Here is a 26936-nt window from a genome sequence, read left to right as displayed (position 1 = left end):
TGCCTCCGGAGCCGCGCGCAATCGACACCGTGCAGTGCATGTCCGTCACCTCTTCACCGTGCCTGGTCTTCGTCGGCCAAGTCCAGTCCGCTGCTGTCACCGGTCCTCCCCGCTCGCCGAAACGCCGGCGACGGCAGTACCAGTTTCGTCCGCCCCATTGGCGTGGTCCAACCGCCGCAGGATGACACCCTCTCGCAGCGCCCAGGGGCAAATCTCCAACTCGGTGAGGGAGAGCGCCCGCATCGCGGCCTGCGCCACCAGCGCACCCGCCACGAGCTGGTGCGACCGGCTCCCGCTGACGCCTTCCAGCTGAGCCAGATCCGCGGCGGTCATCCGCGAAATGAAGGCGATGAGCTGGCGAAGGGCAGTGTCAGTGAGCGTACGGCGCACTCGGGGGCCCGCCGCCGAGGGGGCCGCGCCGGTCAGCCGGGCGAGCGAGCGGAACGTCTTGGAGGTCGCCACGACCCGGTCCGGCATGCCCTGCCCGGCGACCTTCTTCGCGAGCCCGGCGAGCTGGTCCTCGAGCCAGGCCGACGTCGCGACGACCTCGGAGCGGGTCGGCGGGTCGTTGCGGAAGCGCGTGCGGGTGGTGCGGCCCGCGCCGAGCGGGAGCGATTCGGCGAGTTCGGGTTCCTCGTCGCGGCCCATCGCGACCTCGAACGACCCGCCGCCGATGTCCAGCACCAGCAGTTTCCCGGCCGACCAGCCGTACCAGCGGCGCACCGCGAGGAAGGTGAGCCGCGCCTCGTCCGCACCGGAGAGAACACGCAGGTTGACGCCGGTTTCGGCGGTCACCCTGGCCAGCACCTTCGCCGAGTTCTTCGCCTCGCGCACCGCGGACGTGGCGAACGCCAGCACGTCCTCGCAGCCGAGCCGCACGGCCGCGGCCTTGGCCGATTCGACCGCCCGGACCAGGCCGTCCTCGCCGGGACGGCTCAGTTCGCCGGAGCCGGTCAGCTGTTCGGCCAGCCGCAGCATCGTTTTCTCGGAGTGCATCGGGGTCGGGTGGGCGCCACGGTGGGCGTCGACCACGAGCAAATGGACGGTGTTGGAACCGACGTCGAGTACCCCTAGGCGCACGAGGATTCAGCGTACCGGTCCCAGTGCCAGGTCTCGAAACTGTAACCAACTCCACTCGGATCAACATCGACTCAGCGTGCGCGATCCGGCACGGTATGCGCTGAAACCCGGACAAAAGCCGTGAAGGACCCCTTGCGGGAATCAGATTCCTTCAAGGAGTCCTTCACGGACGGTCCGGGAGAAACGGCTCAGGTCTCGAACTTGTAGCCGAGCCCGCGCACGGTCACCAGGTGCCGCGGCGAACCCGGGTCCGGCTCGATCTTCGAGCGGAGCCGCTTCACGTGGACGTCGAGGGTCTTGGTGTCGCCGACGTAGTCCGCGCCCCACACCCGGTCGATGAGCTGGCCGCGGGTCAGCACCCGGCCGACGTTGCGCAGCAGGTACTCGAGCAGGTCGAACTCCTTGAGCGGCAACGAAACCTCGCCGCCGTCCACAGTGACCACGTGCCGTTCGACGTCCATTCGCACCGGTCCGGCCGACAGCACCAGCGGAGCGAGTTCGCCGTCCGTGCCCGGCTCGCCGCCGCGGCGCAGCACCGCGCGCACCCGCGCGATCAGCTCGCGCGCCGAGTACGGCTTGGTCACGTAGTCGTCGGCGCCGAGTTCCAGCCCGACGACCTTGTCGATCTCGCTGTCGCGCGCGGTCACCATGATCACCGGCACCGCGGAACGCTGCCGCAGCTGCTTGCAGACGTCGGTGCCGCTCATCCCGGGCAGCATCAGGTCGAGAAGCACGATGTCGGCGCCGTTGCGGTCGAACTCCTCAAGCGCCTGCTGGCCGGTCACAGCCACCGCCGCGGTGAAGCCTTCCTTGCGCAGCAAGAAGGCGAGCGGGTCGGCGAAGGACTCTTCGTCCTCGACTATGAGAACCCTCGTCACAGGTTTCCTCCATGGTCTGGGCTGGAGACTTCCTGCCCGGTTGCCACGAGCCGGGGTGTCCGCTCGGGGGTCTTGTCCGGCCGCGCGGGCGCGGCCTTGCGTGCGGTGTCGGCGGGTTCGGTGCGCACGTGCGCCGGGATGCGCAAGGTGAACGTCGACCCGGTGCCGGGACGGCTCCACAGGCCGACCGAACCGCCGTGGTTGGCCGCGACGTGTTTCACGATCGCCAGCCCGAGGCCGGTGCCGCCGGTGGCGCGCGAACGCGCCTTGTCCGCGCGGTAGAAGCGCTCGAAGACGCGCTGCTGCTCGTCCTCGGCGATGCCGATGCCGCGGTCGGTCACCGCGATCTCGACCATGCCGTCGGCGAGCCTGCGCGAGATGGACACCGGGCTGCCCGGCGACGAGTACGCGACGGCGTTCTCCAGCAGGTTCGACAGCGCGGTGACCAGCAGCGTCCGGTCGCCCTCGATGAGAAGGCCGCTGGCCGCGTCGGTGGTGATGGTGATTTCGGCGGATTCCGCCGACAGCGTGGTGCGCCCGAGCGCCTCCCGCACGACGGCGTCGACCTCGACCACGTTGAGGTCCGGCAACCGTTCGGCGCCCTGGAGGCGCGACAGCGCGATCAGCTCGGTGACGAGCTGGCCGAGCCGGGTGGATTCGCGCAGGATCTTGCTGCCGAAGCGGCGGACCTCTTCGACGTCCTCGGCGGCGTCCAGCACGGCCTCGGTGAGCAGCGCGATCGCGCCGACCGGGGTCTTGAGCTCGTGGCTGACGTTGGCGACGAAGTCGCGGCGGACCGCTTCCAGCCGGATCGCCTCGGAGTGGTCGACGGCCTCGACGACGGTGAACCCGTCGCCGAGCGGCCGGACCTCGCCGAGCACCGCCTCGGGCTGGCGGCGGCCCCGGCTCTCCAGCGGCGAAAGGTCGACCTCCATCGGCTCGTCGGTCTCGACCACCTGTTCGGCGGCCTTGCGCGCCCGCGGGTCGGCCTGGTTCACCCGGACCAGGCCGAGCTCGTACGCCCGCGGGTTGTGCAGCACGAGGTCGCCGAACCGGTTGAGCACGATGACGCCGTGGTTGGAGGAGCGGATCAGCCTCATCAGCAGCTCCGCGACGGTGGGGCCGGTAGGCCGGGCCGCCTCGCGCCGGGCCCTGGCCCGTGCCGCGAGGAAACCGGCGACCGCGCCGACGGCAAGAGAGCCGATGGCCGTCAGCAGGACAACAGGCGTGGTCACGAGGGAATCGTAAGCATCCCGGTAGCCTTCCGGCCTAGTCCTGGAAGCCCTGTCGTGAGGCGAGTGACACCTGACGGGGACATATTCGCCTCGGGGTCAGGCCCTGTTCACCCGATCGAGATGTTTCGGCAAAATCGGCACGCTTGGCGTTCAGCGCGCATCAAGGGTTTCGAGGTCCTCGTCGGTCAGCTTCAGCGCCGCCGCCGCGACGTTCTGGTCCAGGTGAGCGGGGTCACTCGTGCCCGGAATCGCGAGCACGTGCGGGCCCTGCGCGAGCGTCCACGCCAGCCGCACTTGAGCGTCCGTCACCTTGTGCCGCCGCGCAACCTCGGCGACCCGCTCGCCCGCATCGGACTGTCCACTCGCGACCGCGAAGAACGGCACGAACGCCACGCCCTGCTCGCCGCACAGCCGCAGCAGTTCGTCGTCCTCGCGGCGGGCGGACAGGCCGTACTGGTTCTGCACGCACACCACCGGCGCGATCGCCCGCGCCTCGGCGAGGTGCTCCGCGTTGACGTTCGAAATCCCCAGCTCGCCGATCAGCCCCTCGGTGCGCAGTTCGGCCAGCGCGCCGAAGTGCTCGGCGAGCGAGCCGGTGCCGCGGTCCAGGCCGGTGCCGATGCGCAGGTTGACGACGTCGATGTGCTCGCGGCCGAGTTCGCGCAGGTTCTGCTCGACCTGGCCGCGCAGCTCGTCGGGACGGGCGAACGGCCGGAACTGGCCGGATTCGTCACGGGACGGGCCGACCTTGGTGGTCAGCACGAGGTCGTCGCCGTACGGCGCGAGCGCGGCCTTGATCAGGGCGTTGGCCGACCAGGTGGCGCCGAAGTAGAACGCCGCGGTGTCGATGTGGTTCACGCCCAGTTCGACGGCTCGGCGCAGCACGGAAATCGCCCGGTCGGCGTCGATCGGCGCGGTCGGGTCGAGCGTGCCGCCGAGCCGCATCGAGCCGAAGCCGAGGCGGTTGACGGTGCGGGAGCCGAGCTGCCAGGTGCCCGCGGCAGCGGCGGGAAGTGTCGTTTCGGTCATGTCTCCAGCCTGCTTCCCGGTCAATCCCGGCGGGGTGTTTGGCAGCAAGCTGCCAACGCAGGACACTGGATGACGTGCCCCGAGCCGAGGAAATCGCGAACCTGCGCGACGAGCGGGAACTGGTCGAGCGCGCCGGGCACCTGCTCGCCGGCGCGGACGAGTTCGCCTGCGCCGCGAACGACCTGCACACCTGGTCCGCGATGCAGAAATTCGCCCAGGAGCTGCCGAACCAGCGGAAACTGCGGATCCGGAAGGTCTATCTCTCGCGGGTGCTGCTCGACCCGCGCGGAGCCGAGCACCTGCGGACGCTGCACCGGCTGGGCGCGGAAGTCCGGATCAGCGACCACGAGATCAACGAGACGATCCTGCTCGACGGCCGCATCGCCATCCTCGCCGACGGGCCCGGCTACAGCGTCGTGCGCAAACCGGATCTGGTGCGCGGCATCTCGTCGCTGTACGAGGCCGCCTGGCGCTCGTCGACCGCGTTCGAGGCATACGAGACGCGGTTCGCCGAGCTGCGCCAGTACACGCCGCAGCTGCTCGACCTGCTGTCTTCCGGCTCCACGGACGAAAAGGCGGCCCGGGAGATGGGCGTCGGGCTGCGGACGTACCGTCGGCGGGTGGCCGAATTGATGGATGTACTGGGTGCGACGTCGCGGTTCCAAGCGGGTGCTCTCGCGCGGGAGGCGGGCCTGCTGTGAGGCGCGCTGTCCTCGCCGCGGCCCTGCTCACCGCCGGTTGCAGCGGAGCTGTGTCCGGGCAAACCGCACCGCCCGCGCCGTCGTCCGCGCCCGCTCCCGCGAATGTGGCCTATGTGGACGCCAAGGCGACCAGCGACGCGGTGTCCGGCATCAAAAAGGCCGTGGAGTCCGCGTTCACCTACGACTCCACGAAACCGGACGAGGTCGCGAAAACCGAGCAGCAGTACCTGACCGGCGCGGCCCGCGCGCAGTTCGACAAGACCTTCGCCGAGGTCCGCACCGAGCCGGTGAGCACGCAGACGCAGGTCGTGGAAACCGGATTGGCCGAGCTGACCCCGGACCACGCGCGGATGCTGGTGGCGGCCACGCAGCACAGCAAGCATCCCGACGGAGCCACGAACCAGGCGGGCGCGCTCATGCTCGTCACCGCGGTCCGGACGAACGGGCACTGGCTGTTGCAGGACTTGAACTTCGACCCGCGCGGCCCGATCGCTTCGGCCGCCGCTCCGGCGAAAGGCCTTGCCGCGAATAGGGATTCCGCGGTCGAGGCGGCTCGCCGGGACGGCGGGATCCTGATGACCATCGACCCGCAGAACATCGACGCGAACTACACGGCCTGGGAGAACGTCGCTGCCGAGCCGCTGCTGACGGAGTTCAAGAAGAGCCGCCAGGAGACCGTGGACCAGATCAAGCAGACCGGGAAGAAGGCAAGCTACGGCCCGGATTCGACGGCCGCGCTGACCGAACTAAGCCCCGACGGCACGCACGCGTCGGCGGTGCTGGCCGCGCTGCTGACGACCAGCGGCGGCCAGAACCCCGGCGAAAACCGGCTGCCGGTGCACCTCGACCTCGTGCGGCAGGGCGAGGAGTGGAAAGTGTCCGGAATGAAGGCGATCACCGCAGGCTCGTGAGCGGCGACGCCATTCACGACGCGCCCCACGCAGCCATGCCCTCGTGAGCGGCAATCCCGGTTCTAACCACAACCAGCACTCACGACACCCCACGCAACCAGCCCTGCCGCCGCCTGCCCCTCGCGAGCGCCCGTGCCCGGCGAGAACCGGTACCGCCCACCCACGCCAAGCCGCCGCCAAGGGGCCAAGCCGCCGCCTGCTAGTGAGTGGCGATCCTGGTGAGAACCGGGATCGCCACTCACGAGCCGAACGGGCAGCAGGCAGCGGGTAAAGCGCGGAGCCTCAGCGGCCCTGGTTCGCGACCGCGGCGGCGGCGTCCTTCGCCGCCTCCGGGTCCAGGTACTCGCCGCCTGCCTTGACCGGCTTGAGGTCCGGCGTCAGGTCGTAGCGCAGCGGGATGCCGGTCGGGATGTTCAGCGCGGCGATGGCGTCGTCGGAGATGCCGTCGAGGTGCTTCACCAGCGCGCGCAGCGAGTTGCCGTGCGCGGCCACCAGGACCGTGCGCCCGGCCCGCAGGTCGGGGACGATCGCCGACTCCCAGTACGGCAGCAGCCGGGCCACGACGTCCTTCAGGCATTCCGTCAGCGGGGCCTGGTCGCCGAGGTCGGCGTACCGCGCGTCGCCGGCCTGGCTGTACTCGTCCTTGGGGTCGATGGCGGGCGGCGGCGTGTCGTACGAGCGGCGCCAGAGCATGAACTGCTCCTCGCCGAACTCGTCCAGCGTCTGCTTCTTGTTCTTGCCCTGCAGCGCGCCGTAGTGCCGCTCGTTGAGCCGCCAGTCGCGCTTGACCGGGATCCAGTGCCGGTCGGCGGCGTCGAGGGCGATGTTCGCCGTGCTGATCGCCCGGCGCAGCAGCGACGTGTGCACCACGTCCGGCAGCAGCCCCGACTCGGCGAGCAGCTGCCCGCCCTGGCGGGCCTCTCGCTCGCCGGTCTCCGAAAGGGGCACGTCCACCCAGCCGGTGAACAGGTTTTCCGCGTTCCACGTGCTCTGTCCGTGCCGCAGCAGCACCAGGGTCCCAAGTTCGGCCATGGCCACCAGCCTGCCAGAGCGGGCGAGCGCTGCCAGTAGTGCGTCCACCCCTCTACCCAGAGTGCGTTACCCGGGAGTAACACCTTCACCCGACGCGCAGGTGGGTTGCCGACAAGCAGGCCAAAGAGTGCAAGATGCTGCACACCGTTATCCCCGTCAGTGAAGTTCACTCGAACGGAGTAACCAGTAGTCTTGTGATTACTGGTCGACATCTGACAGGTTGGGCATGTCCCGCTCAGCCGGATTCCACGCACTCCCGGCTGATCACGGGCAGTGACCGCGGCTCGTCTCCCCCCTGCCGAGCCGCGGCCCGCCGGCCCCGTTGGCATCCCCCTCGTCACCGGGTCCAGCAGGCGGGACCTGCAGCGGGACGGCTCGAGATCGCGACTCCCCCTCCCTCGAGCCGTTCCGCCAGCCCCTCACTCCGCGGGCCTGGCCCCGCGGCGGCGGCGGAACCACCAGAACACCGCGCCCGCCGGAATCCCGAACGCGATCGCGAACGGCAGCAGCACGCCCAGCACCCGGACCAGCCCGTTGCAGAACGCGACGAACGCGTCCCATCCCCCGGACAGCCCGGAGAGGAAGCCGCCCGCCGGTGCCGCGGGAGCCTCCTGCTTCGTCACCGACAGCGACACGGTCGCCATCGCGACCTGCCCGGCCAACGAAGCCTGTTGCCGCTCCAGCGACTCCAGCGTGGCCTGCCTGCTGGTCAGCTCGCTCTCGACGGACGCGATCTCGGACACCGATTGCGCCTTCGCCAGCAGCGCGCGCATCCGGTCGACGCTCGCCCGCTGGGTCGCCAGCCGCGCGTCCACGTCGACCACCTGCGCGGTGACGTCCTGCGCGCTGATCTCCCGCCGCTTCACCTGGCCGAGCCCGCCGAGCTGGTCGAGCACGCCGTCGAGTTTCTCCGCGGGCACCGACAAGGTCAGCGACGCGGAATCGTCCGTCGCGCTCTCCTGCCCGGGATAGCCGCCCGCGCCGGTCGCGATCGCCTTGGCGCGGGACACGACGTCATCGGTCTTCGGCGTGGTCAGGTCGAGCCGTGCGCTGCGCGCCAGCTTGCGATCGGTCGCGCCGGGCGCGGGCACCGACGCCTGTGCGTTGCCCTGTTTCGGCGCCGCGCCCTGCTGCTGCGCGGGCGCGATCGCCGACCTCGCCGAATCCGCGCTGTTGGCGCTGCATCCGGCCAGCAGGAACACCGCCGCGCCCGCGAGCGCGTATCTCCATCGAGTCCGCATCCCCGTCTCCCTCCAGTCGTCGGCGGTGAGACGAAACGACCGGAGAAGGCGTTGCACGGGATCGGTTACGAGTCGGTCAACCCCGGTTCGTGGCCGTCGGCGGGCTCGGCGAGGTGTTTGAACGCCTGCAGGTTCGCCAGCGATTCGCCGCGCGAGACGCGCCAGTCCCATTCGCGCTTGATCGACGTGGCGAACCCGATTTCCAGCAGCGGGTTGAAATCGCCGTCGGCGGCTTCCAGCACCTGGCCGAGGATCTTGTCCAGTTCGGACTCGGTCACCGTCTCCTTGCCGAAGCGGCCGACGAGGTAGATGTCGCCGAGACTGTCCACTGTGTAGTGCACGCCGTAGAGCCGGGCGTTGCGCTGCAACAGGAACCGGTACACGTCCTCGTGCCGCTCGTCCGGTCGGCGGCAGACGAACGCCTCCACCGAGAACGCGTGGTCGCCGTCCACGAGCCAGCAGTTCGTCTGCAGCTTCTTGGTTCCCGGCAACGTCACGAAATAGCGGCCTTCGCCGCGACGGTCGTACTCGAGCCCACTTGAGTCCAAAGTGGACTTGATAGTCGCGTCAAGGCTCACACTGCCACCTCCGCCCGCAGTTCCAGCGCCTGCCGGAACGCTATGGTCGCCTGAGCATAGATGTCCAGCAAGGAATCCGTGGTGCGCCGCCAGGAAAACCGCTGCGCGTGCCGCACCGCGTTGGCCGCGAGTTCGGCTCGGCGATCCGGGCGCAGCGCGACGGCGGCGAGCGCGTCGGCCCATTCCGGCGCGCCGTGCGAGGGAACCAGCAGCCCGGAAACCCCGTGCGGCACCGCGACCGGCAGCCCGCCGACCTCGGCCGCCACCACCGGCGTGCCGCACGCCTGCGCTTCGAGCGCGACCAAACCGAAGGATTCGTTGTAGCTCGGCACCGCGACGACGTCGGCCGCGCGGAACACCGTGCGCAGCTTCAGCCCGCTCTGCGGCGGCAGGAATCGCACCTGCTCCGCGATGCCCAGCGACACCGCCAGCTCGCGCAACGCCTGCGGCTGCTCCAGCCCGGTCCCGGACGGTCCGCCGACCACCAGAACCACCAGCCGCGACGCCAATTCCGGCCGCCGCCGCAGCATTTCCGCCGCCGCGTGCAGCAGGACGTCAGGCGCCTTGAGCGGTTGGATCCGTCCGGCGAAAGCGAGCACGACGGCGTCCGGCGACAGGTTCAGCTCGCGGCGCGCGTCCAGCTGCGAACCAGGCGTGAACCGTTCGAGGTCGACACCGGGCGGCACGGCGTGCACCGCGGGCGCGGCGGCCCCGTAGAGATCGACCAGCTGCCGAGCCTCGACCTGGGTGTTCGCGACGAGGCAATCCGCCTCGGCGACCACCTGCTCCTCGCCCATCACGCGCGTGCGCGGCTCGGGCTTGTCGCCCTCGGCGAGCAGCGCGTTCTTGACCTTGGCCAGGGTGTGCGCGGTGTGCACGAGCGGCACGCCCCAGCGGTCGCGGGCGAGCCAGCCGACCTGGCCAGACAGCCAATAGTGCGAATGGATCAGGTCGTAGTAGCCCGGCTCGTGAAACGCCTCCGCGCGCAGCACGCCCGAGGTGAACGCGCACAGCTGCGCGGGCAGCTCGTCGCGCGCCAGCGGCTCGAACGGCCCGGCCGGCACGTGCCGCACCGTGACGCCGGGCGCCAGCTCGGCCAGCGGCGGCTGGTCCGACGAGGTCGCCCGGGTGAAGACCTCGACCTCGATGCCGCGCCGCGCCATCTCCTGCGCGGTCTGGCTGACGTACACGTTCATCCCGCCGGCGTCGCCGGTGCCCGGCTGCTCGAGCGGGGAGGTGTGCACGGACAAGACCGCGATCCGGCGCGGCTGCGCGATGAATCCCTTGAGGGTCACCTAGTCACTCCTGCTACTCGGCTGCTGCGTCCCCGGCGAACCGCCGCAGCACGGAGTTGAAGTCCTCCGGCTCCTCGACGAACGGCAGATGCCCGGCCTCAACGAACCAACGCAGGACCGCCCCCGGAATCTTCCCGGCCGAATACTCTGCCGCCGAAGGATCCACCACCCCGTCGGCCGAGCCGTGCACCACGAGCGTCGGCTTGTCGACCGCGGCAAGCACGTCACCACTGCCGATGTCCCGCCGGAACAGCTCGCCGCGCACCGCGGGCGGCACCGAAAGCGAGCTGCCGAGCATCGCCTGCGCGTACCCACCGGGCACCTTTGCACTGGCCTGGGCGCGGGTGAACTCGACCAGCGCGGGGATCGCCACCTCGGCGTCGTCCGAGAGCGCGGCGGGCAGCGCGGCCCGCATGATCGGCCCGGTGGCGCCGCCCTCGCGCTTGCGGCCGATCTCGGTGATCGCGCCCACCAGCACGATCCCGCCGAGCCGTGCGGTGCCGTGCTCGCGCAGGTAGTCCGTGATCACCAGCCCGCCGTAGGACCAGCCGACGACGATCGCGTCCGGACCGGCGAAGTCGAGCACCGCGGCGAGATCCCCGGCCCACTGCGCCGGGTCGTCGTAGCCGTCCTCCGGGACGTCGGACGCGCCGTGCCCGCGCAGGTCCATCGCGACGAGCCGGAACTGCCCGCTCAGCGCCGGGTCGGCGAACTGAGCGGACCAGGCCGCGGCGGACTGGGCCCAGCCGTGCACGAAGACGATCGGACGCGCGTTCTCCGGGCCTTCGACGCGCAGTGCGATCCGCACGCCGCCGGCCCCGGTTACCTCAGTGTTCACTTCTACTTGTTAGCAGACGGCCAGTGGATCACTTCGCGGCCGAGAGCGACTTCCAGGTCGACCAGTCGTAGAACCAGTCCTTGACGTCGGAGTTCGTCGGGCTGCCCAGCTTCGAGCCGGTGACCTCGACCGGGTCGCCGACCATCGCCGTGTCGAAGTAGGCCTTGGCGTCCGCCTCGAGCAGGTTGACGCAGCCGTGCGAGTTGTTGGTCTTGCCGATCGCGGCCGCGTTGTCCTGGTTCTCGTGGATGAACTCGCCGTGGTTGGAGAACCGGCAGGCCCACTTCTTGTTGACGTTGGTGTAGCCGTAGCGGGCGTTGTCGAACACCGCGTGCGGCTCCTTCGACATGATGATGAAGGTGCCGTTCGGGGTGTTGCGGTCGACGACCGAGTCGAGCCCGTTGGAGCACGGGTAGCTCGCGCTCTCCGCACCGCCGCGGTAGACCTTCATCACGTGGTCCGGCGTGTTGATCTTGACCACCTGGTTGCGGCCGATCTTGAACTTGGTGCTGACATCCGATTTCACGAAGACGCCGCCGCCGAGGTCCACGCCGTACAGGTTGGCCTCGACCTCGACGGTCGTGTTGGCCGGCCAGTACTCCTTGGGCCGCCAGTCGACCTGGTTCGCCGACATCCAGGCCCACGAGCCCTCGACGTCCTTGCTGGTCTTGACCTTGAGCGCCTTCTCGACCGCGGCCCGGTCCTTCGGAGCGGCCCCGTTGAACTTCACGCTGATCGGCATCGCGACCCCGACCTCGGCGTCGTCGCCCGGGTTCAGCGTGGCGCGCACCGTCTTGGCCGGGCTGATCGTGGCGAACGAGCCCTTGAGCTCGGCGGGCCGCTGGTCGGTGCCGGTCGCCTTGGCGGCGTAGTTGTAGGTCTTGCCGTAGCCGAGCGGTTCGGAACTGGTCCAGGACAGGCCGTCCTTGGCGATCTCGCCCTTGATCTCGTCGCCGCCCTCGTTGGTCAGCTTGACCTCGGTGAGCTTGCCTTCGGTGACCTTCACCACCACCGGCTCGCGCACGCTCGCGTCCTTGGCCCCGACGGCCGGGGTCGCGGTGAGCTTCGCCACCGGGGCGACCGGCTTGCCGCCGTTGTCGCCGCTCCCGCCCTGCGGCGACGCGGTGCCGTCATTGCTGCCGCCCGAGCACGCGGCGGCCAGCGCCGCCGCGCCGGTCGCGAGAACGGCCTTGAACACCGTACGGCGCTCGATCACGGTCTTACCTCCACTTGTCCCCCGCACCGGCATCTCCCACGCACATCAGCGCCGGTGAGCGCTTTGACGTTACCTGCGAACCGGAAATTCCACTCCATCCCGCAAGACGTTTCACCCGGTGCCCGGTTGCTGCCGATTTCCTGTCGCCTGGCTCACCCGGGTTACCCCGATGGCGTCAGAGCGAACAGTTGATCAGCAGCGGTTCCGGTCGCAACCGCACTCCGAAGCGCCCTTCGACCCCGTCCCGGACCTCGCGAGCCAACTGCAGCAGGTCTTCCGTGCTTGCCCCGCCGCGGTTGGTGAGCGCGAGCGTGTGCTTGGTGGACAGCGAAACCCGACCGCCAGGCCCGGGGTACCCCTTGCCGAACCCGGCCCGCTCGATCAGCCACGCGGCGGACAACTTCACCCCGCCGCTGGCCGGGTACTGCGGGATCTTCCCCTCAGTCGACTCCGCGATCCGCTCGAGGACGGCTGGCGCTTCTTCTTCGGGGACGATCGGGTTGGTGAAGAACGACCCCGCACTCCAGGTGTCGTGATCAGCGGCGTCGAGCACCATGCCCTTGCCGCGCCGCAACCCCAGCACCGCTTCCCGAGCCTGCGCGGCGGGGACTTTCGCGTCGATCTCGACACCCAGCGTGCGCGCCAACTCGGCGTACCGGACAGGCGCGGACTGCCCGCTCGGGTCGATCCGGAACCGCACGCTCAGCACGACGCCGCGATCGGTGCCCTTGAGGACGCTGGTGCGGTAGGCGAAGCCGAGTTCGTCAGCCTTGACCGTGCGCACTTCTTTCGCCGCCCTGTCGTACAACTCGACAGAGACGATCGACTCAGCCACCTCGCCGCCGTACGCCCCGACGTTCTGAATCGGCGTCGCCCCCACTGACCCCGGGATGCCGGAGAGACACTCGAGCCCGCCGAGGTCGTTGTCGACCAGCGCGGCGACGAACGCGTCCCACTCCTGCCCGGCGGCCACCTCGACGATGTCACCGTCTCGGGTCCAGCCGGTGTTGGCGATCCGCACGAGAGTGCCCGCGAAGCCTTCGTCGCCGACCACGAGATTCGACCCGCCGCCGAGCAGCAGCACGGGCTCGCCAGCGTCGTCGGCGTCGCGCACGGCGGAGACGAGTTCCGCGGCGGTGGTCGCGGTGACGAACCGGCGCACCGGCCCGCCGAGGCGCAGCGTCGTGTACTCGGCGAGGTGAGCCGGACCAGGCGTTTCAGCGATGTCCACGAAGCTTGACGGTACTGCGCGCCCCCGCCCCCGCCCGCTCGGACCGTCCGTGAGGGGAACCCTGAGGGAATCAGAGTCAATGAGGGTTCCCCTCACGACCCGCCCAGCCCCTCCCCCAACCGGCCACAATGTCGCCGCCAGGCGACGAGCAACCCACCCGGTACTGTCCGTTTCATGGGATCCCGGATCGAACACCGCGGCGAGTTCGACGGCTCGCTAGCGGACGTCTTCGCCGCTGTAGCCGGAGAAGAAGCCCTCCGCGCCCGCCTGGAAGCGCTAGGCGGAGACGACGCCAAACTCCTGGCCTACACCGCCGAAGCCGACTCCGTCCGCTACGAACTCCAGCACGGCATCAAGGCGGCCAAACTCCCCCAAGCCGTCCGAGCCCTGCACAAAGGCGACATCATCGTCAACCGCACCCAGACCTGGAAGCGGTCCGGCGACGAGTACACCGGCCGGTCCGACGTCAGCGTCGGCGGCGTGCCCGGCGAAATCGGCGCCTCCACCTACCTCACCCCCAAAGACGGCAAAGTCCTCCTCCGCACCTCAGGCGAGGTAGTCGTCCGGATCCCCCTCTTCGGCGGCCGGATCGAGGAGTTCGTCTCCGAGCAGGTGGTCAACCTGCTGCGGAACGAGGACGAGTTCACCGCGCAGTGGCTGGCCGAGCACGCCTGACCCCGGTGGGCGCCCCGACCAGGGGCACCACCAATCCCAACCGGTTGCGCAGGGTCGACCGCTGGCTCGCGAGCGACCCGGCCGTCACCCGCCTGCTGCGACGGGGCGAAAGTCCCCTTGTCGTCGATCTCGGCTACGGAGCGTCGCCGGTCACGACGGTCGAACTGGCTCGCTGGCTGGCGCGCGTACGGCCGGACGTCCGCGTGCTCGGGCTCGAACTCGACCCGGAACGCGTCGCCGCCGCCCAGCCCGCCGCCGATCCGCCCCGGCTCGATTTCCGGCGCGGCGGCTTCGAACTCGCCGGGGCGCGGCCGGTCCTGGTGCGCGCGTTCAACGTGCTCCGGCAGTACGCCGAGGACGAGGTCCCCGGCGCGTGGCAGCTGATGCTCGACGCGATGCCGCCGGACGGCCTGCTCGTCGAGGGCACCTGCGACGAGATCGGCAGGCTGGTCACGTGGGTCGTGGTCGGAGCCGACGGCCCGCGCACGCTGACCCTGTCGCTCCGCCTCGCCGAGCTCGACCGTCCGTCCACAGTGGCCGAACGGCTGCCGAAGATCCTCATTCACCGCAACGTTCCCGGCGAACGCGTGCACGCCCTGATGTCCACATTGGACGAATGCTGGGCGGCCGCCGCGCCGCACCGTTCCTTCGGCGTACGCGCCCGCTGGACCACCACCGTCGCCATGCTCGCCGACCGCGGCTGGCCCGTTTTCGGCAATCCGGACCGGCGCAGGCTCGGCGAACTGACCGTGGCCTGGGAAAGCGTCGCGCCGCGCTGAACCCACCTGTTCACCACCCGCACCCCGCTGGGTCATCCCTTGGTGACCTTCAGTGCTGACGATGAGCGGGTGGAACTGCTGGAACACGTCACCGACCTGATCCGGGGCACCCTCGGCTCGCCCTGGCTGTGGGTGCTCGTGTTCGCGATCGCCGGACTGGACGCGCTGCTCCCGTTCATGCCGAGCGAAACGACCGTGGTGACCGTGGCCGTCCTGATCGGACCCGACGTCGGCAGGCTCGCGCTGCTGGTCGTCGTCTCCGCCGCGGGCGCGTGGGCGGGCGACTGTCTCGGCTACGCCGTGGGCCGCGCCGCCGGACCGCGCGCTGTCGCCCGGCTGCAGCGCGGACCGTCCGGACGGCAACGCTACGAATGGGCCCGTGACCAAGTCCGCCGGCAAGCGCCGCTGCTGATCATCGCCGCTCGGTACCTGCCCGGCGGCCGCGTCGCGAGCGCGCTGGCCAACGGCAGCCTCGGCTACCCGCTGCGCCGGTTCGTGCCGCTCGACGCCGTGGGCGCGGCGCTGTGGTCGGTGTACAGCGCGCTGATCGGGCTCGCCGGCGGCACCGCGTTCGCCGACCGTCCGGTGTACGGGCTGCTGCTGTCGTTCCTGCTCGGCCTGCTGCTGGTCGCGCTCATCGAATTCGGCCGACGGGTGCGGGTGCGCAGGCTACGGTCAGTGCATGGACGCGCCACGTCTGCTGGAAGCGATCGACATTCACGCCGACCGGATCAAAGCCGCGACGCTCGCCGCAGGCCCGGCCGCGCCCGTCCTCAACTGTCCGGAGTGGACAGTGCAGGACCTGGTGACGCACCTGACGACGGTGCTCTCGTACACGGTCGCGGCGATCACCGACCGGAAGGCTGAGCCGCGACCGGTGGCCACCTGGGAAGACGCACTCGGCTGTTTGGACGGCGAACGCATGGCCGTCCGCGAAGCCCTGCGCCGCCCGGCGGACACCCCGCTGCGGTCGCCGTTCCCGCGCGGCGGCCCGGTCACCGTCGGAGACTGGACGCGCCGGCTCGCGCACGAGTTCGCCATCCACCGGCTCGACGCGGAAAGCGCCCTGCCCACGCCGCCGGTCACCCAGTACCGCACGGAATTCGCCGAGGACGGCATCGACGAGTTCCTCGCGTTCCTGACCCCGCGCCGCGCCCAGCCGAGCGGCCGCGGCGGGATCGTCCAGGTCAGCACCGACACGCGGACGTGGACCGTGCTGCTGCACGCCGACCAGCCGCCGACGCTGGGCGAAGGCGTCCCGGACCTCACGCTCACCGGCCCCGCCGACGACGTCTACCGCGCGCTCTGGGGCCGCCCGAACCACGCCGGGAAAGTCGGCGACGCCACCCTTCTGGAGCCCCTCGCAGCGCCCTGACCAGCGGCCGGTGAGAATGGGCGCGTGTCAGATCCTCAGCGTTACGTGCTCACCTTCGGCTGCCCCGACCGCACCGGCATCATCGCCCGCATCTCGGGCTTCCTCGCCGACCACGGAGGAATGATCGCCGAGGCGGCGTATCACACCGACCCCGACTCGGGCTGGTTCTTCACCCGCCAGGTCGTGCGCGCCGATTCGCTGCCGTTCGACGCCGCGGGATTGCGCGAGCGGTTCGGCGAGGTGGCGAACGAGCTGTCCGCGGAGTCGAGCTGGCAGGTCCGCGACACCGGCGAGCGCCCGCGCGCGGTGGTGCTGGTGTCGAAGGCCGGGCACTGCCTGTACGACCTGCTCGGCCGCGTCGCCTCCGGTGAACTGGACGTCGACATCGCCGCGGTGATCGGCAACCACGACTCACTCGCGGACATCACCCGCGCGCACGGGATCCCGTTCCACCACGTGCCGTTCCCGGCGGGCGACCCCGACGGCAAGGCGGCCGCGTTCGCCAAGGTCCGCGAACTGGTCGACGCACACGACCCGCACGCGATCGTGCTGGCGCGGTTCATGCAGGTGCTGCCCGCGGACCTGTGTGCGGAGTGGGCCGGGCGCGCGCTGAACATCCACCACAGCTTCCTGCCGTCGTTCATCGGCGCGAAGCCGTACCACCAGGCGCACACGCGCGGCGTGAAGCTCGTCGGCGCGACCTGCCACTACGTCACCGCGGACCTGGACGCCGGGCCGATCATCGAACAGGACGTGATCCGCGTCGACCACGGCGATTCGGTGCAGGACATGGTGCGCAAGGGCCGCGACATCGAGAAGGTGACGCTCGCCCGCGGCCTGCGCTGGCACCTCGAGGGGCGCGTTCTGGTACACGGCAACCGGACCATGGTGCTCTGACGCGCCCCAATGTGGCATTGGGTGCGTTCAGCGCACCGAACGCCACATTGGGTGCGTTGAACAGGCCAGCGGCGCGCAGCGCCTCCGTTGAGGGCGGCGGCGGGGGCATGGATGGAGCACCCAATGTGGCATTGGGGCGCGGTCGGCGAGGGGTCAGCCGATCGTCGAGGTGTCGATCACGAAGCGGTAGCGCACGTCGCTGTTCTCGACCCGCGCGTACGCCTCGTTCACCTGGTCCGCGCTGATCGTCTCGATCTCCGCGCCGACGCCGTGCTCTGCGCAGAAGTCGAGCATCTCCTGGGTTTCCGCGATGCCGCCGATCATCGAACCGGCGAGCACGCGGTTGCCGCCGAGCAGGGAGAAGACGTTGTACTCCAACGGTTCTCCCGGCGCGCCGACGTTCACCATCGCGCCGCCGACGCGCAGCAGGCTGAGGTACGCGTCGACCGGCAGCTTCGCCGAGACGGTGTTGAGGATGACGTCGAACTGGCCGGCGAGCGCCTCGAAGGTCGACTCGTCGCTGGTCGCGTAGTAGTCCTTCGCGCCGAGGCGAATCCCGTCTTCCTGCTTCTTGAGGCTCTGGCTGAGCACGGTGACGTCCGCGCCCATCGCGACGGCCAGCTTGACCGCCATGTGCCCGAGCCCGCCAAGCCCGACGACGGCGACCTTCTTGCCCGGTCCCGCGCCCCACCGGCGCAGCGGCGAGTACGTGGTGATGCCCGCGCACAGCAGCGGCGCGGCGATGTCGAGGGAGATGCCTTCCGGGATGCGGCAGACGAACGCGTCCTTCACGACGATCTGCTGGCTGTAGCCGCCGTAGGTGTTCTCGCCGTCGAAGCCGACCCCGTTGTAGGTCTGCACGTTGCCCTTGACGCAGAACTGCTCGGACCCGGCGCGGCAGTACTCGCACTCGCCGCAGGAATCGACCATGCAGCCGACTCCGACCCGATCGCCGACCTGGTACTTCGTGACGTCCGAGCCGACCGCAGCGACGACGCCGGCGATCTCGTGGCCCGGGACCATCGGGAAGATCGCGGTCCCCCAGTCCTGGTGGACCTGGTGCAGATCGCTGTGGCAGATGCCCGCGTAGGCGATGTCGATCAGCACGTCGTCCGGCCGCAGGTCGCGGCGCTCGATCGTCGTCGGGGCGAGCGGTCCGCCCGGCGCCGCGGCGGCGATGGCGGAGGTGGTCGTGGTCATGAAGCCCTCCTGGGTGTCCCGTCCGGTGCGGGACAAATTCGATGTAAGAACCCTCTTACATAGACTAGCGTGGGCCTCGGCTTATTCCTCGGCACGACCACGATCGGGTGTGACACACGGCATGGCGGCGCAGTACCACCACCGCAATCTGCGCGCCGAACTCGTGCGCGTCTCGCTCGACTTGATCGCGGAAAACGGGGTCGCCGGCTTCTCGGTCGCCGAAGCCGCGCGGCGGGCGAAGGTCTCCGCCGCCGCGCCGTACCGACATTTCCCAGATCGCGCGGCGCTGCTGGCCGCAGTCGGCACGGTCGCGGCGCGTCAGCTTCGCGAGCTTGCCGAGGAAGCGGCCGCCGCCGAGACGGACGACGGTGCCGCGCTGGCCGCGGTCGCCGCCGCGCACACCGAGTTCCTGATCGACACCCGAATCGGGCTGCACGTCTTCTTCGCCGCGGAGTTGGCCGACGCGCAGTACGGCGAACTGCACGAGGCCCGCCGTGAACTGATCGACGCGTCGCTGCTGCGCTGCCTCGCGATCTCGCCGGATCCGGCTACCGCGCTGGAATTGATGGAGCAGCTGCACACCCAGGCCTACGGCTACGGCGATTTCTACCTCAACGGCGTCTATCAATGGCTCGGTTATCCGACGGAGCAGGTCGTCGCCAAGTCCCGGCGGGCGGCGCGGATCGTGGTCGAGGCTTATCGCGCCGGGAGTCCGGAGATCAGTCCGGCGGAGTGGTGACGTAGCGGGCGGCCAGCCATTCTCCTAAGGCGCGCAAGCGATCGGTGAGCGCGGACGGCTCCAGGACGTCGAAATCCACATCCAGGTAGGCCAGCCAGCGCGCGGCCCAGTCGAGATCGTCGGTGCCGAAGCGGAGTTCGCATTCGTCGCCGTCCTCGACCACGGTGGCCACGCTCGGGTCGACGAGCTCCCGGACCAGTTCCGCGGAGGTGTGCACCTGCACGCGGACGCGATGCCGCCAGCCCGCGTCCGTGACCAGCTCGGCCACAGTGGACGGTGGCTCCGGCGCGGGCAGCTGGATCCCGAGCGGCTGAACCGCCTCGATCCGGTCCACCGCGAAGGTTTTCCATTCTCCTACCCCGCGCGGGCAGGCGACGAGGTACCACTGCCGCCTGACCGCAATGAGCCGATGTGGTTGCACATCAACCGGTTTCGCGGACGGAGCGTCCAGGGCTCGATGCCGGATCCGGACCGCCTCGCCAGCCCGGCAAGCCAACGCGAGCGGAATCAAAGTGTCCCGAGCCGCACGCCAGAAAGGCTTGCCCGGCAACGATTCCACGTCCGCCAGCGCGGCTAGCCGGGTCTGCCAGCGCGCCGGGACCACCTGGGTCAGCTTGGCCAGCGCGGTCACCGTGGCGGTTTCGAGCCCGTCGACCGCCACCGCTGTCTGCAGGCCGAGCGAAACGGCGGCGACCTCGTCCGCGTCGAGCAACAACGGCGGCATCGCGGTCCCGTGCGCGAGCCGGTAGCCGCCGACCCGGCCCGGCTCGCCGTCGATGCGGTAGCCGAGTTCGCGCAGCTGAGCGATGTCGCGGCGCGTGGTGCGCTCGGTGACGCCGAGCCGGGCCGCGAGGTCGGTGCCGGAGATGCCGGGACGCGCCTGCAGCAGGGCCAGCGTTTCCAGGCGACGGCTCGTGGTGGTCATGGTGCGATTCTCGCGCAAAACTAGGACAGTATCCGACCGGGTATCTGGTCATACTCGTCTCATGACACAGCTGCTCCGCCCCGAAGGGCTCGTCCAGTCCCCCGCCTTCACCCACGTCGCGGTGGTCCCGCCCGGCGCGACCACGGTCTACGTCGGAGGCCAGAACGCCGTCGACGCCGAGGGCGGGATCATCGGCGGAACCGACGTCGCCGCGCAGGTCGAGCGGGTAATGGCCAATCTGAAGACCGCGCTGGCCGCCGGGGGTGCGACGATCCAGGACGTGGTGCTGCTGAACGTCCTGCTGGTCGAAGACGTCGACATCAACGAGGCCTATCCGGCCGCCGCAGCGGGCCTGGAGGGCGCGACCCCGCCGGTCGTCGCCCAGCGGGTGGCCGGGCTCGGAGTGCCGGGCGCGCTCGTCGAGGTCAGCGCGATCGCGGCGGTGGTCCGGTGAGCGTCGGGCAGACCAAGGACGCGGGCTGGCAGATCGGCGTCTCGAAGACGATCGGCCGCTCCGCCGAAGAGGTGTGGGACTTCATCACCTCGCCGGAAGGCGTGGCGATCTGGCTCGGCGAGGGCGTGACTGTCCACCCCGAACCCGGCGTCGGATACGAGACCGCCGACGGAATCCGCGGCGAGACGCGCAGTTTCCGCGAAATGGACCGGATCCGGCTCACCTGGCAGCCGACCGGCTGGTCGCACGAGACGACCCTGCAGCTGGCGGTGCGCGCCAGCGGTCCCGGCAAAGCGATGCTGCGCATTCACCAGGAGCGGCTGGCCAATGCCGCCGAACGGGAGCAGCAGCGCCGCCATTGGCAGGGAGTTCTCACCGAACTGATCACCGCGCTTGCCTAGCCCGCGACTGACGGAGGACCCTGGTACGCAAGCGGTTCACCGGCAGGAGGCGCGATGCTCTGCGTGTTCGACGTCAACGAGACGCTGCTCGATCTGACCGCGCTCGACCCGCTGTTCACCCAGCTCACCGGAGACCCGGCGGCGCGGCAGGAGTGGTTCACCCTCGCGATCCACACCGTGCTCACGGTGACCGCGGCGGGCCAGTACCGCGATTTCGCGCAGATCGCCGGGGAAGCCGCGGCCGCCGTTTGCGCGCGGCACGGCCACGAACTCACCGACGCCGAGCTGGGGAAGGTCGGCGACGGCCTGCGTGCACTGCCCGCGCACGCCGACGTCGTACCCGGCCTTGACCGCTTGCGCCAGGCCGGACATCAGGTTGTCGCCCTCACGAATTCGCCGCTCGCCACCGCCGAAGCGCAGCTGCAGAACGCTGGCCTGGCAACGAAATTCGACCGGATCTTCTCCGCACAGCAAGTCAGCCGGTTGAAGCCCGCGCCAGCGCCGTACCACCAGGTGCTGCGCGCCTTCGGCGTCGAACCTGGTCAGGCGGTGATGATCGCCGCGCACGGCTGGGACATCGCCGGGGCCCAAGCCGCCGGACTCCGGACCGCGCTGCTCGCGCGTCCCGGAGTCCATCCGCTGCCCGGCCTGCCCGCCGCGACCTACACGGCGGCGACGATGCCCGAGCTGGCTGACGCGATCGTCAGGAACTGAGGCGCACCAGCATCTTGCCGGTGTTGGCCCCGCTCAGCAGACCGAGGAACGCTTCCGGCGCGTTGCGGATACCGTCCACAAAGGTCTCGGAGTACTTGATCTCGCCGGACGCGACGAGCGGCGCGACCTCGGCCACGAACTCCTGCATCAGGTGCCAGTGGTCCAGCACGAGCAGGCCGCGCATGGTGATCCGCTTCGCGATGAGCTGCACCAGGTTGCGCGGCGCGGGCGTCGGCTCGGTGGCGTTGTACTGCGAGATCATGCCGCAGATGGCGATCCGGCCGTGCAGGTTCATCGAGGCGATCGCGGCTTCCAGGTGCTCGCCGCCGACGTTGTCGAAGTAGACGTCGATGCCCTCGGGCGCGGCCGCGGCGAGCTGCTCGGCGACCGGACCGTCCTTGTAGTTGAAGGCAGCGTCGAAGCCGAGCTCCTCGGTGAGGTAGCGGACCTTCTCCGCCGAACCCGCGCTGCCGATCACGCGCTTGGCGCCCTTGAGCCGCGCCAACTGACCGACGAGCGAGCCGACCGCACCGGCCGCGCCGGACACGAAAACGGTGTCGCCGGGCTTGAATTCCGCGCTCACCAGCAGTCCGGCGTAGGCGGTGAGACCCGGCATCCCGAGCACGCCGAGGTAGGTCGAAAGCGGCGCGACGGAATCGTCCACTTTGACCGCTCGCTTGGCGTCGAGCACCGCGTGCGTGCGCCAGCCCGCCTGATGCAGCACGTGATCGCCGGGCGCGAAGCCGTCCACAGTGGACTCGATGACCTCGCCGACCGCGCCGCCCTGCATGGCCTCGCCGACGACGAACGGCGGCGAGTAGGACTTCACGTCGTTCATCCGGCCGCGCATCGCCGGGTCGACGCTCATCACCGCGTTGCGCACCAGAATCTGCCCGGGACCCGGCTTCGGCACGTCGGTCTCGACGATGTCGAAAGTGTCCATGGTCGGGACGCCGTGCGGACGGGCCGCGAGCCGGACCTCGGTCGCTGTGTCGGGCGCTGTGGGTGCGTTCACCGTCGAACTCCGTTTCGTTCAAGCTGGACTGAAGCGGGGCGCACGCCCCGTCTATCCGGCCAACGGAGCAACCGGGGCGCGCATTCCGATTGTCCCCGGAGCTGTGGCAAGCGCTACACGATCTCCGCGAGCTTGCCGAGAACGCCGTCGTAGATCTTCTTGAGCCCGCCGGGCGCGAAGGTCTTCTCGAAGAAGCCGCCGACGCCGCCCGCGCCGTCCCAGCTGGTCTGGATGCGGACCAGCGAACGCTCGCCGGAGGCGGTGACGGTCCAGGTGGTGACCATGCTGGAGTTCGCGTCGGTCTCGACGAGGGTGCCCGGCGACGGCTCGGTCACCGTGGCCGCGACGTCGCGCACGCGCTTGGCCGTGGCCTGCAGCTTCCAGCTGGCCTTCGTGCCGGCGCCGACTCCGCCTTCGCTGACCTCGTAGTCGCGGTAGTGCTCGGTGAGCAGCTTCGGCCGGGTCTCGGCGTAGTCCGCGACCAGCTCACGCACGCGTTCCACCGGCGCGTCGATCGTGCGCTCCGCGGTGGCCGTGACCTTGCCCATGTCGTTTCCTCTGCTCTCCTCAGGTTCCGCCGAGGTCACCTTCGCACATGGGGGTCGTGAGTGGCGATCCCGGTTAGAACCCGTGATCGCCACTCACGACACTCAGCTGAGGCCCTGCTGCTTCAGCCAGTCCTTGGCCACGTCGGCCGCGGGCTCGCCGTCCGCGTCGACCCGCTTGTTCAGCTCGCGCATGCCCTCCGTGGTGAGCTTCGCGCTGACCGCGTTGACGACCGTCGCGAAGTCCGTGCCGCGCTCGTCGAGCACCTTCTTGTTCACCGCGGGCACCACGTTCTCGGTGGGCACGATGGTGAGGTCGTCCTTGAGCGCGACGTACTGCGAGTCGCCGACCAGCGGGCTGACCGAGTCGACCGGGATCACCGTGACCGCGCCGGAATTGAGCTGCTGCACGCGCGGCCCGGCCTCCTGCACGGTCTGGAAGGTGGCGTTCGCCAGCTTGTAGACGTCCTTGAAGCCCTTGAAGCACGGCAGCCGCTTCTCGCACTCCGGCGGACCGGCCATGACGACCTTGTCGAGCTTCTTCAGGTCGCTGATCGACGCGATGCCCTTCGACTTCGCGACGTCGGCCTTCATGATGTAGGTGTTCTTGTCCTCGGCCGCGGCGTAGTTCAGCAGGCCGACGCCCTCCGGCGCGAACAGCTTCTCCAGCTGGTCGTGCTCGGCCTTGGCGTCCTTCGTGGCCTCCTTGCCGAAGCCGGTCGTGATCGCCGCGCCCTGGTACTCCGGCAGGAACTGCAGTTCGCCGGATTTGAGCGACGGGTAGACCAGCTCCCGCGAGCCGAGGTTCAGCTTCCGGGTGACCGGATAGCCCTTGGCCTCCAGCGCGCTCGCGTAGATCTCGGCCAGGATCTGGCTGTCGGTGAAGTTGAACGAGGCGACGACGATCGGAGCGCCGCCCTTGCTCGGCGCGGCCGGCTGGTCGCTTCCCCCACCGCACGCGGTCAAGCCGAGCGCGGCCGTCGCCAGCAGCGCGGCCACTCGGATGTTCCGGGTCCAGCGCACGTGTCCCCACACTCCTCAGTTCACTCTTTCAGTGGAGTTGGACCCTAACCGCGCGCACCGACAGAAACCACTGGTTAGGAACATCGCCACGCAATCTCAACTGTCGGAATATTGTCGCTCGATCGGGGTAACCTCGTGCGGTGCACGCGTCCGTGACCCCGCTGCTGGCCGACAGCAGCCGTCCCCTCTTCGAATGGCGGTGGGTCGAACGCAACGCTGACGCGATTCTTCAGCGGCTCGGCGAGCACGTCGCCCTCACCGCGACCGCGCTCGGCGTCGGTCTCGTGCTGTCGCTCGCGCTGGCCACGCTGTGCCTGCGCTACCGCTGGTTCTATCCGTTCGTCGTGGGCGCCGCGGGCGCGCTCTACGTGATCCCGAGCCTGGGCGCGTTCGCGCTGCTGGTCCCGTTGCTCGGGTTCACCTTCGCCACCTCGGTGATCCCTCTGGCGACGTACACGCTGCTGATCCTGATCCGCAACATCGTGACCGGCGTGCAGCAGGTGCCGACCGAGGTGCGCGAGGCCGCGGTCGGGATGGGCTTCACGCGACGGCGGCTGTTGTGGCAGGTGGAACTGCCGCTCGCGCTGCCGGTGGTGATCGCCGGGCTTCGAGTGGCCGCGGTGACGACGATCGGCCTGGTCACCGTCACGTCGCTGCTCGGCAACGGCGGGCTCGGCTACTTCATCCGCGCCGGAATCCAGACGCCGATCCCCAACCCGAGCCCGATCATCGTGGGCATCGTGCTGTCGATCGCGCTGGCCGTGCTCGTCGATTTGCTGCTGTGGCTGAGCGAACGCGCGCTCGCCCCGTGGGCGCGGAGGGCGGTCCGATGAGCTTTTTCGCGCAGCTGAGCCAATGGCTGGCCGACCCGAACCGCTGGAGCTGGACCGATCCGGCCGGGATTCCGTTCCGGACCGTGCAGCATCTGTGGTTTTCCGCGCTGGCGCTGGTGATCTCGATCGTCCTGACGGTCCCGTTCGCGCTGTGGCTCGCGCACTACCGGCGCGGCCAGTTCCTCGCCAGCAGCGCGGTGAACATCGGCCGCGCGATCCCGAGCTTCGGGCTGATCATCCTGTTCTGGTTCCTGGCCAGCAGGTGGGGCGCGAACACGGACTTCTGGCCGCTGCTGCTCGCGCTCGTCGCGCTGGCGCTGCCGCCGCTGTTCACCAACACCTACGCCGGGGTGGTGCAGGTGGAACAGGAAGTCGTCGACGCGGCGCGCGGCACCGGGTATCGCGAATGGCAGATCATGCTGCGCGTGGAACTGCCGCTGGCGTCGCCGGTGATCGTGGCCGCCGCGCGAGTGGCGTTCCTGCAACTGGTCGCGACGGTCGCGATCGGCGCGATCGTCAACGACGGCGGCGGTCTCGGCCGCTACATCGTGGACGGTTTCGCCCTCGGCGAGCAGGGCCACGGCGAGATCTTCGGCGGCGGCGTGGCGGTGGTGATTCTGGCGTTGGTGTGTGAGGGATTGTTCGCGCTGCTGACCAAGCTGGCTACGCCTCGCGGTCTCGCGCTCCAGCAGGCACGGCGGGACTCGTGAGGGGTTATCCCGGTTCTAACCGGCATGGGAACTCACGACACACCGCGGCCAGTCGCTCGATTTCCGGCCCCAGCGACCGGTCGACCACCACCGGCTCGACCCTCTCGGCCAGCCAGGCGTAGGCGTCGGCCAGCCCCGGTGCTCCTGGGGTCTTGAGCAGATACCGCGCTTGCCGTCCGGCGATCAACTCGCACGCGGTGATGGCGAAGAAGCGTTCGATGACGGTCTCCAGCTCGGCACCGGCCTTGCTGGCAAACGCTTGCACGTCCTCCTGACCAGCGGAAGTGTCGAGCGATCCGAGCGTCGCCGGTGCGGCCAGCCGCCGCATCGCGTGCAGCTCGCCCGCCGCGCGTTTGTGCAGCGGCGTGAGTCCAGCCTGTGGACCCGGATCCACCGCCAGCTGGGGCGGGAGGCCGCTGAACTGCGGGTCGAGGAGGCGGTGCAGGCGCTGTACCGAGACCTCCGCCGCGTGGATGAGCGCTGCCTTCACGGCGTCCATCCGAAGCCCGAGCGCGGCTGCGTGATAGCCGGTCGTCGGGACGAACTCTCCGTCGAGGAAGGCCGGTGAGTCCGCCGGAGTTTCCCAGGACTGCTGCAGGGTTTCCCGCAGTTCCTCGACCGTCTGGCTGACGTATTCGAGCACCTTCGGGCCTACTCGCACCGAGATCGGCGCCTGCACGACTCCCTTTCTCGTTTTGCCCCCGTCGATAAGTCTCTCGATCCTCGTGCCGCGGTAAATCGCTTGCGGCGCACCGAGAACGTCCACGGTGATCGCCGCGCAGACCGTCTGCCAATCAACCAGCCGACGTGCTCTTTCGCCGCAGACCCACGCGTACGCCTCGGCCAGCGGCGAACCTTGGATCAGGCTCGCCCCTTCCTTCGGCCCGAGCACGAACGGCTTCACCCCGCGTTGGTGCAGCGCCTCCGCCGCCGGGACTTCGATGCCGTCCTCGATGACTGTGCCGAGCCCGACGAAGGTCTGGAACGCGTGCGCCAGCGGGATGATCTCGCCCGCGCTGCCGAGGCTGTCGCGCGGGACGGCGGGGAGGAACCCGTCGTTGATCCGGTCGGCGAGGAAGGTGACCAGCTCGGGGCTGACCGCCGCGTCGCCGCGGAGAAACCCGCGCAATCGCATGCGCAGCACCGCACGGGTCAACTCCGGCGACAACCACGGCGGCCCGCCCACTGCCCGGCCGACCAGGAGATTGCGCTGGTGGTGAGCTTGCTGCTCGCTGGTGAGCCGGGTCCCGGCGAGCCGCCCCATCCCGGTGTTGATGCCGTAGATCGGACTGTTGTTGTCCAGCGCGGCCAGCATCGCCTCGCGCTGCCGCTTAAGGGCTTCGAGGACTGCCGGGCTGACCTTGACCGGTTCTAATTCGTCCATTA

29 protein-coding genes and 1 pseudogene are annotated in these 26936 nt (G+C 69.8%); 13 read left to right on the top strand and 17 right to left on the bottom strand.

What is annotated here, in order from left to right:
- Positions 1 to 96 precede the first annotated feature (96 nt).
- The 4 genes from ABZX37_RS32790 to ABZX37_RS32775 all read right to left on the bottom strand — a co-directional run bounded on the left by ABZX37_RS32790 (position 97) and on the right by ABZX37_RS32775 (position 4222).
- Positions 97 to 1080, bottom strand: coding sequence for a Ppx/GppA phosphatase family protein (locus ABZX37_RS32790; RefSeq protein ID WP_354746149.1), 984 nt, complete (start codon positions 1078 to 1080; stop codon positions 97 to 99).
- A 188-nt stretch (positions 1081 to 1268) separates the two neighbouring features.
- The gene (locus ABZX37_RS32785; protein ID WP_344288160.1) at positions 1269 to 1958 is read right to left on the bottom strand and encodes a response regulator transcription factor; all 690 of its coding nucleotides are present in this window, start codon (positions 1956 to 1958) and stop codon (positions 1269 to 1271) included.
- Positions 1955 to 3193 (bottom strand): ATP-binding protein, encoded by a 1239-nt coding sequence (locus ABZX37_RS32780; RefSeq protein WP_354746147.1) that lies wholly within the window; start codon positions 3191 to 3193, stop codon positions 1955 to 1957. Before ABZX37_RS32780 ends, ABZX37_RS32785 begins: the two co-directional genes overlap by 4 nt.
- A 150-nt stretch (positions 3194 to 3343) precedes the next feature.
- On the bottom strand, positions 3344 to 4222 hold the full coding sequence (locus ABZX37_RS32775) for an oxidoreductase (RefSeq protein ID WP_354746145.1): 879 nt from the start codon (positions 4220 to 4222) through the stop codon (positions 3344 to 3346).
- Between the two features lie 74 nt (positions 4223 to 4296).
- Here ABZX37_RS32775 and ABZX37_RS32770 point away from each other — a divergent pair, with 74 nt between their 5' ends.
- Together ABZX37_RS32770 and ABZX37_RS32765 are read left to right on the top strand one after the other, a co-directional pair.
- Complete coding sequence (locus ABZX37_RS32770) at positions 4297 to 4923, top strand: DNA-binding response regulator (RefSeq protein ID WP_354746143.1); 627 nt, start codon at positions 4297 to 4299, stop codon at positions 4921 to 4923.
- Positions 4920 to 5834 carry a hypothetical protein gene (locus tag ABZX37_RS32765; protein ID WP_354746141.1) on the top strand — a complete coding sequence of 305 codons (915 nt, stop codon included), beginning with the start codon at positions 4920 to 4922 and terminating at the stop codon, positions 5832 to 5834. Before ABZX37_RS32770 ends, ABZX37_RS32765 begins: the two co-directional genes overlap by 4 nt.
- A gap of 282 nt (positions 5835 to 6116) precedes the next feature.
- Here ABZX37_RS32765 and ABZX37_RS32760 read toward each other — a convergent pair whose 3' ends face one another.
- The 7 genes from ABZX37_RS32760 to ABZX37_RS32730 form a co-directional block, all read right to left on the bottom strand.
- On the bottom strand, positions 6117 to 6866 hold the full coding sequence (locus ABZX37_RS32760) for a phosphoglyceromutase (protein WP_354746139.1): 750 nt from the start codon (positions 6864 to 6866) through the stop codon (positions 6117 to 6119).
- A gap of 419 nt (positions 6867 to 7285) precedes the next feature.
- Positions 7286 to 8107: a DUF4349 domain-containing protein gene (locus ABZX37_RS32755; protein WP_354746138.1), complete on the bottom strand. Its 822-nt coding sequence runs from the start codon at positions 8105 to 8107 to the stop codon at positions 7286 to 7288.
- A gap of 65 nt (positions 8108 to 8172) precedes the next feature.
- Positions 8173 to 8685 (bottom strand): YbjN domain-containing protein, encoded by a 513-nt coding sequence (locus tag ABZX37_RS32750; protein ID WP_354746136.1) that lies wholly within the window; start codon positions 8683 to 8685, stop codon positions 8173 to 8175.
- The gene (gene mshA / locus ABZX37_RS32745) at positions 8682 to 9980 is read right to left on the bottom strand and encodes a D-inositol-3-phosphate glycosyltransferase (RefSeq protein WP_354746135.1); all 1299 of its coding nucleotides are present in this window, start codon (positions 9978 to 9980) and stop codon (positions 8682 to 8684) included. The genes ABZX37_RS32750 and mshA overlap by 4 nt, the downstream gene beginning before the upstream one ends.
- A 13-nt stretch (positions 9981 to 9993) precedes the next feature.
- Positions 9994 to 10818 carry an alpha/beta hydrolase gene (locus ABZX37_RS32740; protein ID WP_354746133.1) on the bottom strand — a complete coding sequence of 275 codons (825 nt, stop codon included), beginning with the start codon at positions 10816 to 10818 and terminating at the stop codon, positions 9994 to 9996.
- Between the two features lie 28 nt (positions 10819 to 10846).
- Positions 10847 to 12034, bottom strand: coding sequence for an Ig-like domain-containing protein (locus ABZX37_RS32735; RefSeq protein WP_354746131.1), 1188 nt, complete (start codon positions 12032 to 12034; stop codon positions 10847 to 10849).
- A 175-nt stretch (positions 12035 to 12209) separates the two neighbouring features.
- The gene (locus tag ABZX37_RS32730; RefSeq protein WP_354746129.1) at positions 12210 to 13265 is read right to left on the bottom strand and encodes a UDP-N-acetylmuramate dehydrogenase; all 1056 of its coding nucleotides are present in this window, start codon (positions 13263 to 13265) and stop codon (positions 12210 to 12212) included.
- A gap of 174 nt (positions 13266 to 13439) precedes the next feature.
- Between ABZX37_RS32730 and ABZX37_RS32725 the strand changes: the two genes are divergently transcribed.
- The 5 genes and pseudogenes from ABZX37_RS32725 (at position 13440) to purU (ending at position 16991) form a co-directional block, all read left to right on the top strand.
- Complete coding sequence (locus tag ABZX37_RS32725; protein WP_354746127.1) at positions 13440 to 13940, top strand: DUF2505 domain-containing protein; 501 nt, start codon at positions 13440 to 13442, stop codon at positions 13938 to 13940.
- Positions 13919 to 14719 carry a class I SAM-dependent methyltransferase gene (locus tag ABZX37_RS32720; RefSeq protein WP_354746125.1) on the top strand — a complete coding sequence of 267 codons (801 nt, stop codon included), beginning with the start codon at positions 13919 to 13921 and terminating at the stop codon, positions 14717 to 14719. Before ABZX37_RS32725 ends, ABZX37_RS32720 begins: the two co-directional genes overlap by 22 nt.
- Positions 14720 to 14788: 69 nt before the next feature.
- On the top strand, positions 14789 to 15586 hold the full coding sequence (locus ABZX37_RS32715; protein WP_354746123.1) for a DedA family protein: 798 nt from the start codon (positions 14789 to 14791) through the stop codon (positions 15584 to 15586).
- Positions 15492 to 16094 (top strand): annotated as a pseudogene (locus ABZX37_RS32710) (maleylpyruvate isomerase family mycothiol-dependent enzyme); the annotation flags it as partial. The gene ABZX37_RS32715 and the pseudogene ABZX37_RS32710, both read left to right, overlap by 95 nt.
- Before the next feature lie 45 nt (positions 16095 to 16139).
- Positions 16140 to 16991 carry a formyltetrahydrofolate deformylase gene (gene purU / locus ABZX37_RS32705; RefSeq protein WP_354746231.1) on the top strand — a complete coding sequence of 284 codons (852 nt, stop codon included), beginning with the start codon at positions 16140 to 16142 and terminating at the stop codon, positions 16989 to 16991.
- Positions 16992 to 17144: 153 nt separating this feature from the next.
- Here the strand turns inward: purU and ABZX37_RS32700 are convergent, their stop codons facing one another.
- Positions 17145 to 18191, bottom strand: coding sequence for an NAD(P)-dependent alcohol dehydrogenase (locus ABZX37_RS32700; protein ID WP_354746121.1), 1047 nt, complete (start codon positions 18189 to 18191; stop codon positions 17145 to 17147).
- Between the two features lie 121 nt (positions 18192 to 18312).
- Between ABZX37_RS32700 and ABZX37_RS32695 the strand changes: the two genes are divergently transcribed.
- Positions 18313 to 18930 (top strand): TetR/AcrR family transcriptional regulator, encoded by a 618-nt coding sequence (locus ABZX37_RS32695; protein ID WP_354746229.1) that lies wholly within the window; start codon positions 18313 to 18315, stop codon positions 18928 to 18930.
- On the opposite strand, the gene ABZX37_RS32690 is transcribed toward ABZX37_RS32695, so the two are convergent.
- A complete protein-coding gene (locus ABZX37_RS32690; protein ID WP_354746119.1) occupies positions 18911 to 19855 on the bottom strand; it encodes a WYL domain-containing protein in 945 nt (314 codons plus the stop codon). The two genes, ABZX37_RS32695 and ABZX37_RS32690, sit on opposite strands and share 20 nt — an antisense overlap.
- A 61-nt stretch (positions 19856 to 19916) precedes the next feature.
- On the opposite strand from ABZX37_RS32690, the gene ABZX37_RS32685 reads away from it, so the two are divergent.
- From ABZX37_RS32685 to ABZX37_RS32675, 3 genes are read left to right on the top strand one after another with little or no spacing between them, the layout of a single operon-like run.
- Positions 19917 to 20309: a Rid family hydrolase gene (locus tag ABZX37_RS32685; RefSeq protein WP_354746117.1), complete on the top strand. Its 393-nt coding sequence runs from the start codon at positions 19917 to 19919 to the stop codon at positions 20307 to 20309.
- On the top strand, positions 20306 to 20710 hold the full coding sequence (locus tag ABZX37_RS32680) for an SRPBCC domain-containing protein (RefSeq protein WP_354746115.1): 405 nt from the start codon (positions 20306 to 20308) through the stop codon (positions 20708 to 20710). The genes ABZX37_RS32685 and ABZX37_RS32680 overlap by 4 nt, the downstream gene beginning before the upstream one ends.
- 54 nt (positions 20711 to 20764) lie before the next feature.
- Positions 20765 to 21424 (top strand): haloacid dehalogenase type II, encoded by a 660-nt coding sequence (locus ABZX37_RS32675; protein WP_354746113.1) that lies wholly within the window; start codon positions 20765 to 20767, stop codon positions 21422 to 21424.
- Here the strand turns inward: ABZX37_RS32675 and ABZX37_RS32670 are convergent.
- From ABZX37_RS32670 to ABZX37_RS32660, 3 genes are all read right to left on the bottom strand, one after another.
- On the bottom strand, positions 21414 to 22439 hold the full coding sequence (locus ABZX37_RS32670; protein ID WP_354746111.1) for an NADP-dependent oxidoreductase: 1026 nt from the start codon (positions 22437 to 22439) through the stop codon (positions 21414 to 21416). The two genes, ABZX37_RS32675 and ABZX37_RS32670, sit on opposite strands and share 11 nt — an antisense overlap.
- A gap of 113 nt (positions 22440 to 22552) precedes the next feature.
- Positions 22553 to 22987 carry an SRPBCC family protein gene (locus ABZX37_RS32665; RefSeq protein ID WP_354746109.1) on the bottom strand — a complete coding sequence of 145 codons (435 nt, stop codon included), beginning with the start codon at positions 22985 to 22987 and terminating at the stop codon, positions 22553 to 22555.
- A 102-nt stretch (positions 22988 to 23089) separates the two neighbouring features.
- Entirely contained in the window at positions 23090 to 24007 is a 918-nt protein-coding gene (locus tag ABZX37_RS32660; protein ID WP_354746107.1) for an ABC transporter substrate-binding protein, read from the bottom strand.
- Between the two features lie 140 nt (positions 24008 to 24147).
- On the opposite strand from ABZX37_RS32660, the gene ABZX37_RS32655 reads away from it, so the two are divergent.
- Positions 24148 to 24840 carry an ABC transporter permease gene (locus ABZX37_RS32655; RefSeq protein ID WP_354746105.1) on the top strand — a complete coding sequence of 231 codons (693 nt, stop codon included), beginning with the start codon at positions 24148 to 24150 and terminating at the stop codon, positions 24838 to 24840.
- Positions 24837 to 25550 (top strand): ABC transporter permease subunit, encoded by a 714-nt coding sequence (locus ABZX37_RS32650; RefSeq protein ID WP_354746103.1) that lies wholly within the window; start codon positions 24837 to 24839, stop codon positions 25548 to 25550. The genes ABZX37_RS32655 and ABZX37_RS32650 overlap by 4 nt, the downstream gene beginning before the upstream one ends.
- Positions 25551 to 25554: 4 nt before the next feature.
- Here the strand turns inward: ABZX37_RS32650 and ABZX37_RS32645 are convergent, their stop codons facing one another.
- On the bottom strand, positions 25555 to 26934 hold the full coding sequence (locus tag ABZX37_RS32645; protein WP_354746101.1) for an aromatic amino acid lyase: 1380 nt from the start codon (positions 26932 to 26934) through the stop codon (positions 25555 to 25557).
- Positions 26935 to 26936: the final 2 nt, after the last annotated feature.

It is taken from the genome of Amycolatopsis sp. NPDC004079, assembly GCF_040610415.1.
GTDB lineage: Bacteria > Actinomycetota > Actinomycetes > Mycobacteriales > Pseudonocardiaceae > Amycolatopsis > Amycolatopsis halotolerans.
Note: the sequence above shows the minus strand (reverse complement) of the source record. Positions and strands in the feature narration are given on the sequence as shown.

What these genes read in the sequence shown, in the direction of transcription:
- ABZX37_RS32775 (WP_354746145.1), bottom strand. Translation starts at nt 4,222, where the DNA reads ATGACCGAAACGACACTTCCCGCCGCTGCCGCGGGCACCTGGCAGCTC.
- ABZX37_RS32760 (WP_354746139.1), bottom strand. Translation starts at nt 6,866, where the DNA reads ATGGCCGAACTTGGGACCCTGGTGCTGCTGCGGCACGGACAGAGCACG.
- ABZX37_RS32755 (WP_354746138.1), bottom strand. Translation starts at nt 8,107, where the DNA reads ATGCGGACTCGATGGAGATACGCGCTCGCGGGCGCGGCGGTGTTCCTG.
- ABZX37_RS32725 (WP_354746127.1), top strand. Translation starts at nt 13,440, where the DNA reads ATGGGATCCCGGATCGAACACCGCGGCGAGTTCGACGGCTCGCTAGCG.
- ABZX37_RS32700 (WP_354746121.1), bottom strand. Translation starts at nt 18,191, where the DNA reads ATGACCACGACCACCTCCGCCATCGCCGCCGCGGCGCCGGGCGGACCG.
- ABZX37_RS32695 (WP_354746229.1), top strand. Translation starts at nt 18,313, where the DNA reads ATGGCGGCGCAGTACCACCACCGCAATCTGCGCGCCGAACTCGTGCGC.
- ABZX37_RS32690 (WP_354746119.1), bottom strand. Translation starts at nt 19,855, where the DNA reads ATGACCACCACGAGCCGTCGCCTGGAAACGCTGGCCCTGCTGCAGGCG.
- ABZX37_RS32685 (WP_354746117.1), top strand. Translation starts at nt 19,917, where the DNA reads ATGACACAGCTGCTCCGCCCCGAAGGGCTCGTCCAGTCCCCCGCCTTC.
- ABZX37_RS32675 (WP_354746113.1), top strand. Translation starts at nt 20,765, where the DNA reads ATGCTCTGCGTGTTCGACGTCAACGAGACGCTGCTCGATCTGACCGCG.
- ABZX37_RS32665 (WP_354746109.1), bottom strand. Translation starts at nt 22,987, where the DNA reads ATGGGCAAGGTCACGGCCACCGCGGAGCGCACGATCGACGCGCCGGTG.
- ABZX37_RS32650 (WP_354746103.1), top strand. Translation starts at nt 24,837, where the DNA reads ATGAGCTTTTTCGCGCAGCTGAGCCAATGGCTGGCCGACCCGAACCGC.
- ABZX37_RS32645 (WP_354746101.1), bottom strand. Translation starts at nt 26,934, where the DNA reads ATGGACGAATTAGAACCGGTCAAGGTCAGCCCGGCAGTCCTCGAAGCC.